This window comes from Parahalioglobus pacificus (assembly GCF_014652275.1).
GTDB classification, from domain to species: domain Bacteria; phylum Pseudomonadota; class Gammaproteobacteria; order Pseudomonadales; family Halieaceae; genus Parahalioglobus; species Parahalioglobus pacificus.
In genome coordinates this window covers 1,409,956-1,427,045 of sequence record NZ_BMYM01000001.1, presented here as the reverse complement: position 1 = coordinate 1,427,045, position 17,090 = coordinate 1,409,956, and the positions used below count along the sequence as shown (strand labels likewise).

Here is a 17,090-nt window from a genome sequence, read left to right as displayed (position 1 = left end):
CGCTGTTCGCCGCGGTTTTGGCCGTAACGTGGGTGGTTATGCAATTTCTTGCAAACCTTGCCCCTTCGCCCGATTGGCAGGCCCTGATTGCCGCAGGCCAGAACTATCAAGTCACTGTGTATCGCGATGATTACGGGGTGCCTCACATCTACGGCAAAACGGATGCAGCTACCGCCTTCGGCCTGGCTTACGCCCACGCCGAGGATGATTTCGCGACACAGCAAGAGGTGGTACTGGCAACCCGCGGCAAGCTGGCCGCCGTCAAAGGGGCCGATGCTGCGGTCACGGATTACCTCGTTGGGCTCATGGGTGTCTGGGAGGCCGTTGATGCCGGATACGATAGCCTCAAACCCAGCACACGGCGTATCGCCGACGCCTACGCAGACGGTTACAACCTGTATGCAGCGCAGAACCCCGACAAAGCCTTGCCTTTTGCGGTGCCCATTAGCGGCAAGGATGTGGTTGCAGGCTTTGTCTTTAAAACACCGTTTTTCTACGGCTTTGATGAAACCGTCGGCGAGTTGTTTGACGGTAGTGAACCTCGCCAGCTCGCCGTCCACGGCGAGGAAGCTCTGACGTTTACCGCTGAGCCTCAGCCTGAAGTCGGCAGCCAGGGTGTTGCAATTGCTCCGAGTCGCTCCAGCGACGGTCATACACGGCTACTGGTGAATTCCCACCAGCCGCTTACGGGCCCGGTTGCCTGGTACGAGGCGCGGCTGAAGTCGGAGGAGGGCTGGGACATGGCGGGGGCGACCTTCCCAGGTAGCCCGCTCATTCTGCACGGCCACAACGCGCATTTGGGTTGGTCGAATACGGTGAATCGTCCCGACCTGATCGATATCTACCAGCTGGTTATCGATCCCGATGATGATAACCGCTATCGCCTTGATGGCCGCTGGCACACGCTGGAGCAGCGCGACCTGCCGGTGACGGTCAGCCTCTGGAGGTCGCTGCGCTGGACATTCAACGAGACACTCTACACCGCGGAGCATGGCCCGGTTTTAAAACTGCCTCATGGGGTCTATGCCCTGCGCTGGGCAGGCATGGGGGAGGTGGGTGCCATGGAGCAAATGCTGGCCTTGAATCACGCGCGCTCTATGGCCGAGTTTGAAACGGCCATGACGATGCTTGCCCAGCCCAGCATCAACTACGTCTATGCCGATGCCAAAGGCAATATCGCGCATTACTACAATGCGGCGTTTCCACGGCGCGCGCCGGGCTGGGATTGGCAAGCTGACCTGCCTGGTGATCGTTCAGACTTGATCTGGCAAGACTACCTGCCGTTTAGTGCAGTACCGGTCACCCGTAACCCGCCATCGGGGGTAGTGTTCAATGCCAATAACACGCCCTTTGTCGCCACAGTGGGGCCGGGGCACCCCGACCCTGAGGTGTTTTCCGACACCATGGGCATTGAGACGCGCATGACCAACCGGGCGTATCGCCTGCAGCGCCTTCTGGCGGTTTCCAACACCATCAGTGAAGACCAGTTTCGCGCCATTAAGTACGACCTTGCTTACGATGAAGCCTTACCGGCGATCGTCGCATTCCGCGGCTGGCTGGCTGAGACCGCGTTGAGAGACTCATCGGAGTATCAGCAGGCTCTGTCGGTGCTGGGTGCATGGGACCTGCAAACCAACATCGATAACCGGTCTGCCGCGCTTGCCTACCTCACGCTGGCGACGCGATTGGATCATCGCAAGACGGCGCAGCAGCAACCCCTTGATGAGGAGTTGGCAGGCGCCGTCGCGTATCTCAAGCGTCACTTTGGTCGGCTTGATCCGGCCTGGGGTGAGTTCTACCGGCATCAACGCGGTGATCAGCAGTGGCCCATTGATGGCGGCCCGGATGTATTGCGTGCGGTCTACGGGGAGCAGGCGCCAGACTCAGGAAGACATATCAATGTCGCTGGCGACAGCTACATTATGTTCGTTGACTGGGATGAAAATGGCCGAGTCTCATCCACCTCCAGCCATAGTTTCGGTAGCGCGACGCTGGATGAAAGCTCCGTTCACTACGATGATCAGGTGAACCTGTTTATCGGTATGCAGGAAAAGCCAGTGTACTTGTCGCTGGACGAGCTGATGCCGCATGTGACGCGGCAGTACACGCCACAGAACCCCAATTAGCGGGCGCGATAGTCCTTCAGCCCGAACTCGTGGGCAATGGCGTTGATCTCGGACACCTCTTCGGGACTGATATGTCCGTCAGCATTGGCGATGGCGTAGAGTGAGTCGATGAAGTGGCGACTCTTTTCGTCATCAAAGCCCGAGCGCTCTCCGGCGGGTTCTTCGCCCACAGTCTGGGTATGTCGCTCAATCAGCGACAGCTCCATGATGAAGTCCACCTCGGCCTCTGCCAGATCGCCCACGTCGATGAGGATTTGTCGCATGGCTGCCCGTTCATCGTCCGTGACCTCATTATCCGCATAGGCGATACGCGACAGAGCGAAAGCCAGTGTCGCTAGATAACCCGCGCTGCCGGGATCGTGTTTCTCCAGCAGGTTAAGCATACGACTGGTGCCTTCAGACACCGCCTCGGAGAGAGACTTCATATGCCCGTCTTCAAGATGAAGTATGCGGTCAGCAACATCGAGAATGCGGTTGTCGTGGGTCACCAGTACCACAGCAGCACCTTCTTCACGCGCAAGGTCCTGAATCAAGTTAACGACATCGCGCCCCGACTGTTTGTCCAGCGAGGCGGTAGGCTCATCAGCCAGGACGACCTTGGGTCGATTAACCAGCGCTCGCGCAATGCCAGCTCTTTGTTTCTGCCCGCCGGACAGGGCAGAGGGTTTCTTGTGTGCGTGCTCACCCAGGCCTACGCGCTCTAATACGGCTTGCGCGCGTTTGCCCGCCTCGCCGCCGCGAACACCCTCGAGTTGCATCGCCATGCGAATGTTCTTCTCGATGGTGAGGCAATCCAGCAGGTTGTGGGACTGAAAGATGTAGCCGATCTCGCGGCGCACGGCAGCGCGCTGTTTCTCTTTGCTGTTGTGCAACTCTCGACCCAGCACAGATAGCGCCCCTTCCTGCGGGCTGCGCAGCGCACCCATCAGAGTCAGTAGGGTGGTTTTGCCCGAGCCCGAGGGGCCTGTAAGAATGACGATTTCGCCGGCCTGAACATCGGTGCTGATGTTGTGCAGGATTTGTTTGCGCAGGCTACCGCGGCCGAAGAAATAGGAGACCTCGCTGAGCGCTATGGGGGCTTGCGACATCAAAACACCTCCGCAGGGTCAACGGTTTTGAGTTTACGCAGCGCCAGCATGCCGGAAAAGATGCACATGGTGAGCGTGAGCGCGAACACGCTCAGGGCTGCGTTGATTGACATGGCCATGGGCAACTGGGTTGCCTGCGCCGTGATGTCATAGAGCACCGTGGCTATGCCGAGCCCCGGCAGGAATCCAAGAATGGCCAGCACCAGGGATTCCTGCAGAACAACGCCCACCAGGTAGTGGTGGTTGTAGCCCATCGCCATCAGGGTGGCATATTCCTCAAGGTGGTCTTGTACATCGGCGTAGAGAATCTGGTAAACAATGATGGCCCCGACCACCAGCCCCATGATGGCACCGAAGGTGAACACATAGCCTATCGGTGTTGTACTCCCCCAATGGTCCATTTCCATCTGTGCGAATTCAGCGCGCGTGAGCACACGCACGTCACCGGGTAGCCTGGACTGAATCATGGCCTGCACCTCGGCAGGATCCTGCCCGGGCGCGAGGCGAATCAGCCCCAGATCGATGGCACCTTCATCCCTGTCGCCAAACATACGGCGGAAGTTGAGGTCAGACGTGATAATACCCCCGTCCAGGCCGAAGGAAGTGCCCACGCCGTAGAGGTCTACCACGGTAAATTCCAGATCATTGATCTCGGTGGTGAGCTCGCCGTCCCGTTCCTGCATTAGCGCTTCTACAGGGCCATATTCCAGGCGGCTTAACCGGTCGAAGATCACTTGATAGGGAATCTGTAGGGCCCTGTGGTTTTCCGCGCTGATGAGTCGGCCAAAGCCAGGGTCAGTGGGGTCGAATCCGATCACGAAAATACGCCGGGAACGTCCGGGTTCGGTAGGGTGGCGCCATACCGCAGTGCTCAAATAGACGGGTGTGACCTGTTCGACCGCGTCGAAGCCCTGCGCCTGATACAGCCTGTTACGCGGGAACTGCTCGGCGACCAACAGGAAGTCAGTCTTTGGGCTCAACATCGCCAAGTCGTAGTCCATGCTCTGGTGGTAGCGCACTGCCGACGCGAACAGGGCCTCGCGGAATTCCAGCTGCACAAAGATAAGCACTACCGCGAAGGTGATGCCCATCGTGGCTGCCACCATGCGCAGCTTCTGATGCCAGAGCTGGTGTAGCCCGAGTGGGATAGAGCGGAACATCAGATGTTGATCTGCACTTCGACCTGCATATCGGTGAAGCGCGCAACAGGACCGGGATCATCCAGTACAATCTTCACTTCGACGACACGCGCGTCCGTCTTTGCCACTGGGTCCGTGCCGAGTACGTCCAGTCGTCCCACACGCAGCTCACTTTTCTCTACCCTTCCGGTGATGGGTTCAGGCAATGCCGCCAGTGTGATGGTGGCGGTCTGTCCGGGTACCACTTTTGCGATATCAGTCTCGTAAACCTCGGCGATTACATACATCTCATCGGTTTTGCCCAGCTCCAGAATGCCTTCATTGCCGATGCGCTCGCCGGGGCGCGTGTGAATATCCAGAACCTGGCCGCGCACGGGTGCCGTTACTACCGCTAAATTCAGACGCGCCTTGGCGGCTGCCAGGTCTGCCACTGCAACTTCAACATCCATGGTGGCATCGTCCAGTGACATGCGACTGGTAGAAGAGGTTTTGGCCAGGTCCTGCTGCCGGTTCAGCTCGCGGCGGGCGTTTCTCAGTACCGCTTCAAGTCGGTTGGCTTCGGCTTTGCGCAGTTCGTAGGTATCAAGCAGGGCGAGGCGATCGCCAGCATCAACCCAATCGCCTTCGGTGACCGAAATTGAGCGGATAACACCACTGCCCGTTGATGGCCCTGCGACATTGAAGACACCATCCTTGGGCTCCAGTCGGCCAAGACAGGCGATGGCGCGTTCATCGGCCATCACCCATGGCGACAGCAGTGCCCCCAGCAATCCAATAAAGGCAATTATTCTGCGCATACCCCAACCATCCTTATTCTTGTATTTGCAGGATTTGTAGCTCAACTCAGCCGAGTTCAGCGTGGCGCGTTTGCAATGAGCGCATCCGACGGCACTGGTCTGGTTGACCGTCACCTTCCTTAACAGACGGCGCTGAGGGGAAATAGTTGGGAAGTGTTAGTCGAGAATCGTGAGCACGTCACCCACCGCCACTGTGCCGGGAGTCTCTATGCTGGCATACAGGCCCAGGTTACCGCCGTTCTCCTGCACCAGGGTTCGCATGATGCCCGGGTCCCTGGGCAAGTCAGCAAAGCCGTGGGTGGTCATGGCGCAGCGCGGGCATACCATTTCGGTGGTCAGAATCGCCTCGCCTAACTGCAGCTTTTTGCCCACCCAAGACTGTTCGGGGAAGGGTAGGCTGGTCTCGGGATGCGAGAGCAGGATATTCGGCCGGAAGCGGCGCACGTCCCAGTTTGCGTCGGGCCGTTGCTTTGCCATGCTGAGCAGCGATTGCTCGCTCAGTAACAATAGGAGGGAAGGCGTCGAAATAGGTCCCCGGCGGTGACTCAAACTCCAGCAGCTCGGGTGGGAACTGACCGATATCCGGCAGGGGTTCGTCCGCTTCGCGCGCGAACATGTCCCTGAGTTCGGCCTCAAAATCTTCTGAATCCGGCTCGCCCCGCCGGTAGTGATCCTGTTGCTCTGCGGGTAGCAGCGGCCAGAGGGATACCGCGTGTTCGAGATCGGCGCTCAGCACTTCGTTGATATCCGGGTCATTCGTGCTGACCTCGCGGCTACCACTGAGCGTAATCGTTGCCGTGCTTGATCCGGAGCGAGCGGGGGGCTGTTCGTAGCGCGCGCCAAGGCGCATCAGCTTCGGCAGCTTCTTGCCGCCGCGTATGCCGCCTCGGACTTCATCCTTGACCGCCCAGGCCCGATCTCCGGGCACACCGCCCTCGGACAGGAACAGGCTCTGCAGTGACTCTCCCATCATACTTTTTACGGGGTGACGTAAGAGTTGGGTAATTGTGATATCGCTCATGACCTTCCTCTGGTTGGACGGCTGCGCCGCCTACAGACCAATTGGTTGCGATATCAGGCGCTGGCCTGCACATCGCCCGCGGCCGGTGATGCCTGGGGTCCGCGAATCACGCCGCCTGGTGTGGGGCCCTGCATTTCACCATCGCGGAAGGTGACCTGGCCGGACTTAATGGTCGCAACGTAGCCCTGCGCCTTTTGTAGCAGGCGTTTACCACCTGCGGGTAGGTCGAAGGCTAGCCATGGGTGTTCCAGTTTGAGCGCATCCATGTCGATAAGGTTGAGGTCGGCCAGGTAGCCGGGGGCCAGCAGTCCCCTGTCCTCCAGGCCGTAAAGCAGGGCGGTATCACGGCTCTGACGTTTGATTGCGTGAGCGAGGCTGATGGTGCCCCGGTCTCGATCACGCACCCAGTGTTGCAGCATGAAGGTGGGTGAGGCCGCATCGCAGATGGTGCCACAGTGTGCGCCGCCATCGGAGAGGGAGTTTACGCAGTCGTCGCTACGCTGCAGTGACTCCAGAAAGTCCAGATTGCCATCAGCGTAGTTCAGCACCGGGAAATAAATGAAGCCGCCACCGTCACCTTCCAGCATCAGGTCATAAGCATAGGCCTGTGGGGTGACGCCTGCGGCCGCGGCCAGCGCGGCGATGCTGTCAGCTGGCGTGGGCTCATAGTTGAAGCCCTCGCGCATGGCATAGAGCATGTCCCAACCATTGGCGACGATTTGCAACAGTGCGCCAAGGTCGGTCTCGGGAAAGTCATTCTCCTCTTCCAGTATTTGTTGTCTGACGGCTGGGTCGCGTAATTGCGCAATCTGCTCATCCCAGGGGCGCTCGCGCAGCGCCATAAACGTGGGCTTGAAGTTGAAGGGATTCACGGTGGTTTGCCAGCCCATCACAATGCCGTTACCGCGCAGTGCAATTTGAGCCACGATGTTGGCGCCCTTGCTATTTTCTTCGCGCATGGTCGCAATTTGTTCGTCCAGCGGTATCTCGAGCATGTAGGACTGCAGCGCGGCAAAGGTGACTGGCAAGTTGGTTTCGCGGCTGAGCTGGCCCATCCACTCGAACTCATTCCATTCGCGGTTGAGGTCAGAGGCCATTTCAAAAACCCCGTGACCAACACGGCCCATAGCCCGACCTATGCCCACCAGTTCCTCGGCCGTTGCAGTAGTTCCGGGCACTAGCTCACCGTCCACATCGCGGTGCAAGACTGTGCGCGATGTGGAGAAACCCAGAGCACCGGCAGCCAGCCCGTCCTCAACGATGGCGGACATCGCCGCGATATCGGTGTCGGTTGGGTCTTCATTGCGCGCGCCGCGCTCGCCCATAACGTAGGCACGTACAGCGCCGTGCGGAACATGGGTGCCCACGTCGATGGTGCGAGGCAGTGTTTCCAGCGCATCCATGTATTCCGGAAAGCTCTCCCAGTCCCAACGAATCCCCTCAGACAGTGCCGTCCCTGGGATGTCCTCCACGCCTTCCATCAGCCCGATCAGCCATTCGTGCTTGTCGGGTTTGGCCGGGGCAAAACCCACGCCGCAATTGCCCATGACCACAGTGGTGACGCCGTGCCAGGAGGAGGGGGCCATTTCCTGGTCCCAGGTTGCCTGGCCGTCGTAATGGGTGTGAATGTCGACGAAGCCGGGGGCTACGATTAAGCCCTGTGCGTCCAGTTCATTGCGGCCCGCAGGCAGTGCTTCGCCGATGCTTTCAATGGTGTCGCCATTGATGCCAATGTCCGCGACGTAAGGGTCGCCGCCGTTGCCGTCGACGACAGTGCCGCCACGAATAACAAGGTCATACATAATCAGCTTTCCGCATTGTCATTATTGTGTCCCTCGATACTAGCCGTTGGCGCAGGCACCTGCCACAGAATCCCGCTTGTTCTATGCCGCTGGTATGTGGTGTTATGACGCCCCGATTCAGCCCGGCCCGGGCAGTGACACAGGAGAGACCACCATGAGTGAGGCAGGCAGTTACGAGCCGCCCAAGGTTTGGACATGGGATAGCGAGAGTGGCGGGCGTTTCGCCAATATCAACAGGCCTGTTGCGGGCGCGACCCATGACAAGGATCTGCCGCGCGGCGAGCACGATCTGCAGCTCTACTCTCTGGCAACCCCCAATGGCGTGAAGGTCACATTGCTGTTGGAAGAGCTATTGGCACTGGGTAAAACGGGCGCGGAATACGATGCTTACACCATCAACATCATGGACGGCGATCAGTTTGGCAGTGGCTTTGTTGCCGCAAACCCCAACTCCAAGATCCCTGCGTTGGTGGATTACAGCACAGAGACACCCACGCGCATTTTCGAGTCAGGTGCCATTTTGGTGTACCTTGCCGAGAAGTTCGAGGCTTTCTATCCCAAGGACCCTGCGGCGAGGGCAGAGTGTCTTTCATGGTTGTTCTGGCAGATGGGGGCGACCCCCTTCCTGGGCGGTGGCTTTGGCCACTTTTACGCCTACGCACCGGTGAAACTGGAGTACCCCATTAACCGCTACGCCATGGAAGTGAAGCGCCAACTGGATCTGCTCAACCAGAACCTTGAGCAGCGCGAGTATCTCTGCGGTGACGAGTACACCATTGCCGATATGGCAACCTGGCCCTGGTATGGCGCACTGGTAAAAGGCCAGCTGTACGAAGCAGGGGAGTTCCTTGATGTGGCCAGCTACACACACGTGATTCGCTGGGCCGAGGCCATCGACGGTCGCGAGGCGGCCAAACGCGGCAAGCGCGTCAACCGCGTGTGGGGTCCCGAAGAAGAGCAGGCTCGGGAGCGCCACAGCGCCGCAGACCTCGATTAGCCGCTGAGGCCCATCGCTTCCCGGTGGGCCTGACTACCGCCAAGAAAGTGACCATCATGGACTACAACTACGACCCCATTCCGTTACCCGAGCGTGCTGCGCTGACCGACGAACAAGCCATCGCAGCAGCCGAGGCCTACTACCAGCGCATACGTACTCGCCACACGGTGCGACACTTCACCGATGAACCCGTTCCTCGCGAGGTCATTGAGTCGGCTCTGCGGGCCGCGGGTACCGCGCCCAATGGCGCCAATCATCAGCCCTGGCATTTCGTCTGCATAGCGGACGCGGATATCAAACGACAGATCCGGGAGGCTGCCGAGGAGGAGGAGCGGGCATTCTACGGCGGCAAGGCCGGCGATGAGTGGCTGAACGACCTGAAAAAAATGGGTACCGACGCCAGCAAGCCATTTCTGGAAACCGCGCCCTGGCTCATCGCAATCTTCGCAGAACGCTACGGCGTAGACGAAGAGGGCAACAAGCGGAAGAACTACTACACCTCAGAGTCAGTGGGGATTGCCACTGGCTTCCTGATTACGGCACTGCACGAGGCGGGTCTGTCCACGCTGACCCATACGCCCAATCCCATGCGTTTTCTGAATGAAGTGCTGGAGCGTCCCAAAAACGAGCGGCCTTACATCTTGCTGGTGGTTGGACATGCCAGTGATGATGCCGTGATCCCGCGTGCGGCAACCCAGAAAAAGGTACTGGAACAAATCAGTACCTTTAAATAGCCCCGGGCGCGTGCTGCACTAACGGGGCTGACTGTTTCCTGGTTTAGACCGCTAACTGCGAGCGACCGCTGGGGAAGCCAATGTCCGCCACTGTAACAATGCCTTTACTGCAACAGACCGCAGGGATCGCATTAACCACCCAGTTAGCGGCACTGGCATTGCCGCCGCCCGCCGGTCCCGGCTCATGGTGGTCTTTGCCGTGGAAGGTGACGTGGATATCCGGGTCGCCGCTGATGATCACCTGGTGGCAACCACTGCCCTCCGGGGGATAAGGCCAGTCAGGTGCGCAGTCATCGTCGATGCGCGTGACGTGTTCCAGCACGTAAATCGGCTTACCCGCGTGCAGCCCTCGAATCTCGAAACGGAAAGCGCCCTGGGTGCCGGCCTCGAAATGCCCCATACCCGTCACATCGATGTCTTTCTCCAGCGGTCTGCGCTCTACGCTGACCTCAACGGATTCAACGGGCTTACCCAGTGACTCACCCACGATGCGTAGCATGGGTGCCCAGACCATCTCGATGGCAAAGTCATGCAGCATCAGCGGCAACTCATCCATGCTCTTGCCAAAGCCGATCACCTCACGCACGACATGCGGCTGGTCGTAAAGTGCGTAATTGAATATTTCGCGGCTGCGGATCTCGCGGATGTTGGCACTGGCGCCGGTGAGCATGATGGGCATGGCGTCCATTGCCCAGCCGGGATCGATCCCCGAGATGAACACCGAGGCACCCGTGCCCTCACAGGCGGCTTCGATGTCACGGCGTAGCTCCTCGGGTGCGGAGTCCGGATGCAGCAGGGCATAGAAAGCCGTAGAAACCACGTTGACCCCGGCATTCAGGCAGGCCATCAGGTCTGCCATGGCTTCCTCGGGGCGCGTATCAGCAGTGGCGGTGTAAATCACCACGTCGGCACCCTGCGCCAACAGTGCCTGACCATCCTGGGTGGCGATGACGCCTGTGGGTTCCAGTCCGGCCAGGGTGCCAGCGTCCTGGCCTACCTTGTCACTGGCGGAGACCACGCAGCCCACCAGTGTGAGCTCATCGTGACTCTGTACCGCACGTATTGCCGGTCTGCCGACATTACCCGTGCCCCATACAATTGCTTTTAGTGTCATTCTTATCTGCCTTCTAGCGAGCGAGTGACATCGAAGGTAGCTTACAATTCCAAGCCGCCTCAACTGGAGAAACCGGCATGCACCAATTCACCGTTAAAAAGACCTTGGACGTTGGTATAACTGAACTCTGGGCACTGGTCTCTGACTTTGCGAACCTGGACTGGTATGAGGGCCCCGAGCGTGTCGAGCGCGAGGGTGAAGGCCCGGGTATGAAGCGGCGCATCTTTATGGCGGGCAGTGACGCACCGGTGGAGGAACAACTGCTGTCAATCGATCACGCCGCCCATCGCATGGAGTACGCTGTCCTCGAAGGGGGCATGAACATTATGCGTGACTACCGGGTCGTGGCTGAATTGCAGGCAAACGGCGACACCACCCAAGCTACCTGGGATGCGCAGTTTTCCGGTCTTACCGTAGACGGCGTTGATCCTGAGATGATGGTGCAGGTGATGTCGGATACTTACGCCAGCATGCTGGGTGCCATGGCCAATGCTGCACGAAATGCCTAGTTTGGCATCCGCTGATGCGATGCGCGCGTATGCCCACGTGTTGATTCGCCTTTGACTTTCGCCCATGCCGTTTCGCTTTTTTGAACAACTGGTAGACCCCTTTCCCGACCGCAGGCCCGGCCGTTCGCCCGATTCTGTTTACCAGTTTTGCCGACACTACTCGCGCGGGCTTGAGCCCTACCTAATATTGATGGCATTGCTCAGTACCGGCATAGCGATTGTTGAAGTGGCGCTGTTCGATTTGATGGGGCGGGTGGTCGATCTGTTGTCGACGTCGACGCCAGACACGCTGTGGGCCAGCGCGGATATCGGTGCGCTGTGGTTGGCACTGGCGGTCGCTCTGGGTCTACCTCTGCTGATAGGGCTGCAATCCCTGCTGCTGCACCAAACCCTTATGGGAAATTTCCCCATGATCGTTCGTTGGATGGGGCATCGCTACTTGCTGCGGCAAAGCCTGGCGTTTTTCCACGATGAGTTCGCCGGCCGTATTGCAACGCGGCTGATGCAGACCGCATTGGCCGTTCGCTCTACCGTGATCAAGCTGCTGGATATCATGGTGTATGTGGGCGTGTACTTCATTTCGGTGCTGGTCCTGTTCACCGCTATCGACTGGCGCCTGGCCCTGCCTTTGCTGCTGTGGCTGGCCTTCTACAGCTTTGTCCTTGTGGTTATTCTGCCGCGGCTGCAGCACATCTCAGAGGAGCAGGCGGGTGCCCGTGCCCTGATGACAGGCCGCATAGCCGATAGCTATACCAATATCACCACCGTGAAATTGTTCTCCCATGCCCGGCGCGAAGCGGCCTATGCGCGAGAAGGCATGAAGGAATTTCTGGGTACCGTTCATCCCCAGATGCGATTGGTCACCTGGATGGAGTCCGCCGTCGCCATTAACAACATGTTTCTGCTGCTGGCTGTGGGGGCCACGTCGTTGTGGTTGTGGAGTGCAGGCGAAGTAACTGCCGGCGCCATCGCTGCAGCCATTGCCCTGTGCCTGCGCATCAACGGCATCAGCGAATGGATCATGTGGGAGGTTTCGGATCTATTTGAGAATATCGGCACCGTTCGTGATGGCATCGATACCCTGTCACTGCCGGTGAAGGTGGCCGATGCAGATGACGCCCGCCCTGTTGAGGTGGCGCGCGGGGGTATCAGTTTCAGGGATCTGCGTTTTGGTTATGGTGATACAACGCCCGTTTTCCACGGTCTCAATCTGGAGATTAAGCCCGGTGAGAAAGTCGGTCTTATAGGCCGTTCGGGAGCGGGCAAATCAACGCTGGTCAACCTGTTGCTGCGATTCTATGAACCGCAAAGTGGAAGTATCAGCATTGATGGTCAGGATATCCGCTCCATCACTCAGGACAGCCTGCGCGCCAGTGTGGGCATGGTCACTCAAGACACCTCGCTGCTGCACAGAACCGTGCGCGAAAATATTTTGTATGGCCGGCAAGGTGCCTCTGAGGAAGCCTTACAGCAGGCAGTGGAACGCGCCAGGGCCAGCGAGTTTATCGACGCCCTGGAAGATCAGCATGGACATTGCGGTCTCGACGCGCGGGTGGGTGAGCGCGGTGTGAAACTCAGTGGCGGCCAGCGTCAGCGTATCGCCATCGCCCGCGTGATGCTCAAGGATGCTCCCATCCTGGTGTTGGACGAGGCAACTTCAGCGCTGGACTCCGAAGTTGAGCTTGCGATTCAGGACAGTCTCTACCAGTTGATGGAGGGCAAGACGGTGATCGCCATCGCGCATCGCCTCTCAACCATCGCCGCACTGGACAGACTGGTGGTGCTGGAGCAGGGCAGGATTGTTGAGTCAGGTTCCCATGCCGAGCTGTTAGCCCGCGACGGGCTTTATAAGCGCCTGTGGGATTACCAGTCCGGCGGATTCCTCGGGGACGATTAGGTCTACGTCAGCCCGGCGCCTATTGGTATATCCAGCGAAAGGTCAGGTTGATACGCGGGCCGCAGGCGCGAGACAACTTGCGAATCCCGTGTTTCCAGTTCGCCTGCGTAGCGCCCCGCATCAAAAGCAGTGAGCCGGAGGGCAGCTTTAGATTGAGGTTCTTGGCGGCCCCCCGGCGGTTATGCTGAAAGTACAGCGTACGTTCTTCCCCGAGGCTGAGTGAAGCAATAGTAGGCTCAGGACCTAACTCGGGCTCGTCATCAGCGTGCAATCCCATAGAGTCCCGCTCGTTACGATACAGGTTCAGCAAAACGCTGTTGAACCGTGCGTCGCTGATGGTCTCCACGCGTTCCTTGAGCGTCAGCAATGAGTCGCTCCAGGGTAGCGGAACGCTGGTAAGACCAGAGTAGGTATAACGAGCGCTGGGATCGCCATACCAGGCCATCAGGCGCGGCTGTTTGTGTGTCTTGCCATACACGGTGATCGATTCTTCCCGCCAGGGCGTCTCCGCAAGCAGTCGTTCAAACCACACGGTATCCGGATCGCCGAGGTCAGCCTGCGGCGAAAACAGCAACTGCCCGTCCTGCATAGGCAGGGGTTCCAAAGGTGTATGGCCGAAATTCAGCATGGGCGCAGTAAATCACAGTCCTTGCTCGTTCGGCAGAGGGATTGCGTGTTTGATGATCCCGGGGAATACCGTGAGATCCGCCACTGGATAGCGAGTTAAACCGCCTGCTGCAGAGTGTTTGTGGATGCTGGCAGGCTTTCGGCGGGCGCGTTAACGTCCATCCTTTGTCTCGGGAAATGAATCTATGAAAGCGGATTACAACTATGCGGGGAACCTCGCGGGTTACCGCGTGCTGGTGACCGGCGGCGGCACAGGAATTGGCAAAGCCTGCGCCATTGAACTGGTGGCTGACGGTGCCGCCGTGACGATTACCGGGCGCAGGGACGCTGTATTGGAAGAAGCTGCGGAAGAAATTCGCACGCGCGCGGGGTTCGGTGGTTCTGTGACCGTCTGTGCGGGTGATGTGACTCAGGAAGCCGACGTTCAATCCATGGTCGCAACCGCCGCGGGCGAGGAGGGCGTTCTCGATGCCTGCATCGCCAATGCCGGCGGCGGTGGCATGTTGTACGGCTACGAGAGCATGGATACGGAAGAGTTTCTGCGAGTGCTGCACCTGAATGTGCTGGGCACCATGCTGTGCGTGAAAAGCACGCTGGAACTCCTCAAACACAGTGGTCGTGGTTCCTTTGTCGGTATGTCCTCATTGGCCGGCGAGCTGACGCATCCCTGGTTTGGTGCTTATCCTGTCGCCAAGGCTGGTATCGAGGCAATGATGCGAAATGCGGCCGATGAGAATGGCGCTCACGGTGTTCGCTTCAACGCGATTCGCCCCGGCTTTATTGCAACAGAAATTATGGCCGGCATTCCCCGCGACGGTGATACCTACGACTCCTATGTGCGCAATACGCCGCTAGGCAAGACCGGTGAACCGGAGGACGTGGGCCGTCTCGCCCGTTTCCTTGTGGGTCCCGAGTCCGAGTGGATTACCGGCCAGTGTATTAATGTGGATGGCGGTCATTCATTGCGCCGCGGACCCGATTTTTCAGCATTTAAATTCTAACAAGGCACTCATGGGGCTAACGCCCAACGGTGTGCAACTACAGGGAGAACGACTATGGCATTCACCGGGAAAGTAGCATTAGTGACCGGCGGCGGCAGCGGCATGGGGCAGACTACAGCGCGCATTCTTGCGCAAGCGGGCGCCAAGGTGGCGTTGTTCGACGTAAATGAGGCGGGCATGGCCGACACTGCGGCGGGCTTAGAGAACGTGTATCCCTACGTCGTCGATGTCAGTGATACAGAGGCTGTGCATGCCGCGGTCGATCAGGTAGTTGCAGAACTGGGGCCTATAGACCGCGTTGCCAATGCCGCGGCGATTATGCCCTTTGGCAAGTTGCTGGAGCAGGATGCAAAAGTGCAGCTGAAGCTGATGGCGATCAACTTCGGCGGCCTTGTGAATGTGGCTACCGCAGTGCTGCCGGAGATGGTCAAGCGCGGCAACGGTGATTTCATCAGTTTTTCAAGTATGTCTGGCATTATTCCGGGGCTGCTGATGGGCGGTTACTGCTCGTCCAAAAGTGCCGTGCAAACCTATACCGAGACGCTCTACCACGAGAACCGTGACAGCGGTGTGCGCTTTGTCTGCGCCTGCCCGCCGCCAGTGGCTACACCATTGTGGAAGCAGGCAGAGGACACCATCGTGCCGGAGCTCACCAAGGCGGCGCCGGCCCTGGCGCCCGAAGAAGTCATTGCCGACATTGAGCAGTGCCTTGAGAAAGGAGAGTTTCTCTCGATGCCGGGCAAGGGCACTAGCATTGGCTACTACATGCGTCGGTTTTTCCCCAATTACCTGTGGAACTATGCGCACAAGGCAGAGGGCTTCTAACCCAGCTGGTTGAGAGGGTGCACGGGGTAGGTGCCTCGGTTATAGTGCGCCCCAATACTGCGCCTGATCGTGGGCCGTCCGTAGCGGACGGCCCCACAGCGTGACGCACTTTCAGTCGTACTCTCAGATACCACGGTGAGACCGCAATGCCTTCGCTCAACCCTATGTATTCACAGTCAGTTTCACAGCGGCTTCGCCATCTCGGCACAGCTTGCTTGCTGCTGGCGGTTAGCCTACCCGCGGTTTCACAGACGTTGTCTGAGCGATTACAAGGCTGTGTTAAAGAAACTGACGATACCCAGCGGTTGGCATGCTATGACCGCGTCAGCGCCACACTGTCAGGTGCCACCGAAAATCCATCTCCAGTTCCAGTTCCGGTTCCAGAGGCACCTGCACCGGCTGCACCCCAAAGTGTTGCCCAGCCTGCGCCAGCGGCAGCGCCTGCCTCCGCAGCAGCAGCCAGCGTCGGAAAAACTGCCGAGGACGAGGTGGGCGGCTACCAGTTCCGTGACAAGGAAACGACGCCAGAGGAAGCAGAGGAAGAGGCTGTGGCCCTGCGCGCCCGTGTAGTGCAATGCCAGCGTGAGCGGGGCAGTGGTAGTTGGTATTTCCGTCTCGACAACGATCAGATCTGGAAGCAGACGGATCGTCGCAGGCTGAATTTCATCGACTGCGACTTCGATGTGCGCATTCTTGACGGCGGCTTTGGTTATGAAATGCGCATTGATGGCCGTGACGGCAAAATTCGCGTGTCGCGGCGCCAGTAATCCTCTCGGCTAGGCATAACTGCCAGACTAGGCATTGCGAATAGTCAGGCCGCCATCCACCGGTATCGCTGTGCGTGTGATATAGCTCGCGGCTGACATTATTAGGCTCAGCGTGATGTGCGTGGCTACGCCCATAGTGGTGCGGGTGTGTTCAGCGCTTAGCGCCACTTTTGATTGCCGCCGCCTGCGCAGTCAGCGGTAATCACTTTGTTCCCGTTGACCTGCAGACACAGGTTGTTTCGGCCCTTCAGACGCTTCTGCCCGTCCATAGCCCACTTCTGCTGGGCGTTGCCCTTGCAATTGCTCATTTTTGCAGCACCGCCAGCCTTGTTTCCCGCCACCTCCACGCAGAGGCCGCCGTCGTTGACCAGCCGACCCTGACCATCGAATGACCACCGGTGTTGCTTGGCTTTGTTGTTGCATTTTTGTGTTACCAGGTTGGCGCCGTTGGTACCGGGCTTGCCCTGGGTAGCGAGGCAGTTGCCGTTATTGGCTTTAATCGGTTTGCCGGTCTTCGCTTCATCGGCAATCTTATGCCCTTCCTGCTGCATCCGCTTAAGGGCATCCGTATTCATGTCCACAGCCTGCGCTGTGGTCGCAAAAACACCGAAAAGTGCCGCTGCCACAATTGTCTGTTTCATCGTGT

16 protein-coding genes and 1 pseudogene are annotated in these 17,090 nt (G+C 58.8%); 8 read left to right on the top strand and 9 right to left on the bottom strand.

The features are described 5' to 3' along the window. Positions 1–38: 38 nt before the first annotated feature. The gene (locus IE089_RS06605) at positions 39–2,126 is read left to right on the top strand and encodes a penicillin acylase family protein (protein ID WP_229802610.1); all 2,088 of its coding nucleotides are present in this window, start codon (positions 39–41) and stop codon (positions 2,124–2,126) included. On the opposite strand, the gene IE089_RS06600 is transcribed toward IE089_RS06605, so the two are convergent. The 6 genes and pseudogenes from IE089_RS06600 to IE089_RS06580 form a co-directional block, all read right to left on the bottom strand. Further along, entirely contained in the window at positions 2,123–3,214 is a 1,092-nt protein-coding gene (locus IE089_RS06600; protein WP_189476479.1) for an ATP-binding cassette domain-containing protein, read from the bottom strand. The two genes, IE089_RS06605 and IE089_RS06600, sit on opposite strands and share 4 nt — an antisense overlap. Continuing rightward, positions 3,214–4,374: an ABC transporter permease DevC gene (gene devC / locus IE089_RS06595; protein WP_189476474.1), complete on the bottom strand. Its 1,161-nt coding sequence runs from the start codon at positions 4,372–4,374 to the stop codon at positions 3,214–3,216. The genes IE089_RS06600 and devC overlap by 1 nt, the downstream gene beginning before the upstream one ends. Then, entirely contained in the window at positions 4,374–5,150 is a 777-nt protein-coding gene (locus IE089_RS06590; protein WP_229802608.1) for an efflux RND transporter periplasmic adaptor subunit, read from the bottom strand. The genes devC and IE089_RS06590 overlap by 1 nt, the downstream gene beginning before the upstream one ends. 156 nt (positions 5,151–5,306) lie before the next feature. Then, positions 5,307–5,627 carry an MOSC domain-containing protein gene (locus IE089_RS15665; protein ID WP_229802607.1) on the bottom strand — a complete coding sequence of 107 codons (321 nt, stop codon included), beginning with the start codon at positions 5,625–5,627 and terminating at the stop codon, positions 5,307–5,309. A gap of 388 nt (positions 5,628–6,015) precedes the next feature. Then, positions 6,016–6,120 (bottom strand): annotated as a pseudogene (locus IE089_RS15660) (MOSC domain-containing protein); the annotation flags it as partial. A gap of 104 nt (positions 6,121–6,224) precedes the next feature. After that, entirely contained in the window at positions 6,225–7,973 is a 1,749-nt protein-coding gene (locus IE089_RS06580) for an N-acyl-D-amino-acid deacylase family protein (protein WP_189476471.1), read from the bottom strand. A gap of 154 nt (positions 7,974–8,127) precedes the next feature. Here IE089_RS06580 and yghU point away from each other — a divergent pair, with 154 nt between their 5' ends. Both yghU and IE089_RS06570 read left to right on the top strand, forming a co-directional pair. Next, a complete protein-coding gene (gene yghU, locus IE089_RS06575) occupies positions 8,128–8,970 on the top strand; it encodes a glutathione-dependent disulfide-bond oxidoreductase (RefSeq protein ID WP_189476469.1) in 843 nt (280 codons plus the stop codon). A gap of 23 nt (positions 8,971–8,993) precedes the next feature. Further along, entirely contained in the window at positions 8,994–9,704 is a 711-nt protein-coding gene (locus tag IE089_RS06570; protein WP_229802606.1) for a nitroreductase family protein, read from the top strand. A 43-nt stretch (positions 9,705–9,747) separates the two neighbouring features. Here the strand turns inward: IE089_RS06570 and IE089_RS06565 are convergent, their stop codons facing one another. Further along, complete coding sequence (locus tag IE089_RS06565) at positions 9,748–10,818, bottom strand: NAD(P)H-dependent amine dehydrogenase family protein (protein ID WP_189476467.1); 1,071 nt, start codon at positions 10,816–10,818, stop codon at positions 9,748–9,750. A gap of 77 nt (positions 10,819–10,895) precedes the next feature. On the opposite strand from IE089_RS06565, the gene IE089_RS06560 reads away from it, so the two are divergent. Next, positions 10,896–11,327, top strand: coding sequence for an SRPBCC family protein (locus tag IE089_RS06560; protein WP_189476465.1), 432 nt, complete (start codon positions 10,896–10,898; stop codon positions 11,325–11,327). 64 nt (positions 11,328–11,391) lie between these two features. Then, positions 11,392–13,224 carry an ABC transporter ATP-binding protein gene (locus IE089_RS06555; protein WP_189476463.1) on the top strand — a complete coding sequence of 611 codons (1,833 nt, stop codon included), beginning with the start codon at positions 11,392–11,394 and terminating at the stop codon, positions 13,222–13,224. A 19-nt stretch (positions 13,225–13,243) separates the two neighbouring features. Here the strand turns inward: IE089_RS06555 and IE089_RS06550 are convergent, their stop codons facing one another. Further along, positions 13,244–13,852 (bottom strand): alpha-ketoglutarate-dependent dioxygenase AlkB family protein, encoded by a 609-nt coding sequence (locus IE089_RS06550; protein WP_189476461.1) that lies wholly within the window; start codon positions 13,850–13,852, stop codon positions 13,244–13,246. A gap of 184 nt (positions 13,853–14,036) precedes the next feature. Between IE089_RS06550 and IE089_RS06545 the strand changes: the two genes are divergently transcribed. From IE089_RS06545 to IE089_RS06535, 3 genes are all read left to right on the top strand, one after another. After that, positions 14,037–14,852 carry an SDR family oxidoreductase gene (locus tag IE089_RS06545; protein WP_189476459.1) on the top strand — a complete coding sequence of 272 codons (816 nt, stop codon included), beginning with the start codon at positions 14,037–14,039 and terminating at the stop codon, positions 14,850–14,852. A gap of 54 nt (positions 14,853–14,906) precedes the next feature. Beyond that, a complete protein-coding gene (locus tag IE089_RS06540; RefSeq protein WP_189476457.1) occupies positions 14,907–15,677 on the top strand; it encodes an SDR family NAD(P)-dependent oxidoreductase in 771 nt (256 codons plus the stop codon). 146 nt (positions 15,678–15,823) lie between these two features. Beyond that, a complete protein-coding gene (locus tag IE089_RS06535) occupies positions 15,824–16,444 on the top strand; it encodes a hypothetical protein (RefSeq protein ID WP_189476454.1) in 621 nt (206 codons plus the stop codon). Between the two features lie 158 nt (positions 16,445–16,602). Here the strand turns inward: IE089_RS06535 and IE089_RS06530 are convergent, their stop codons facing one another. Next, positions 16,603–17,085 (bottom strand): RICIN domain-containing protein, encoded by a 483-nt coding sequence (locus IE089_RS06530; RefSeq protein WP_189476450.1) that lies wholly within the window; start codon positions 17,083–17,085, stop codon positions 16,603–16,605. Positions 17,086–17,090: the final 5 nt, after the last annotated feature.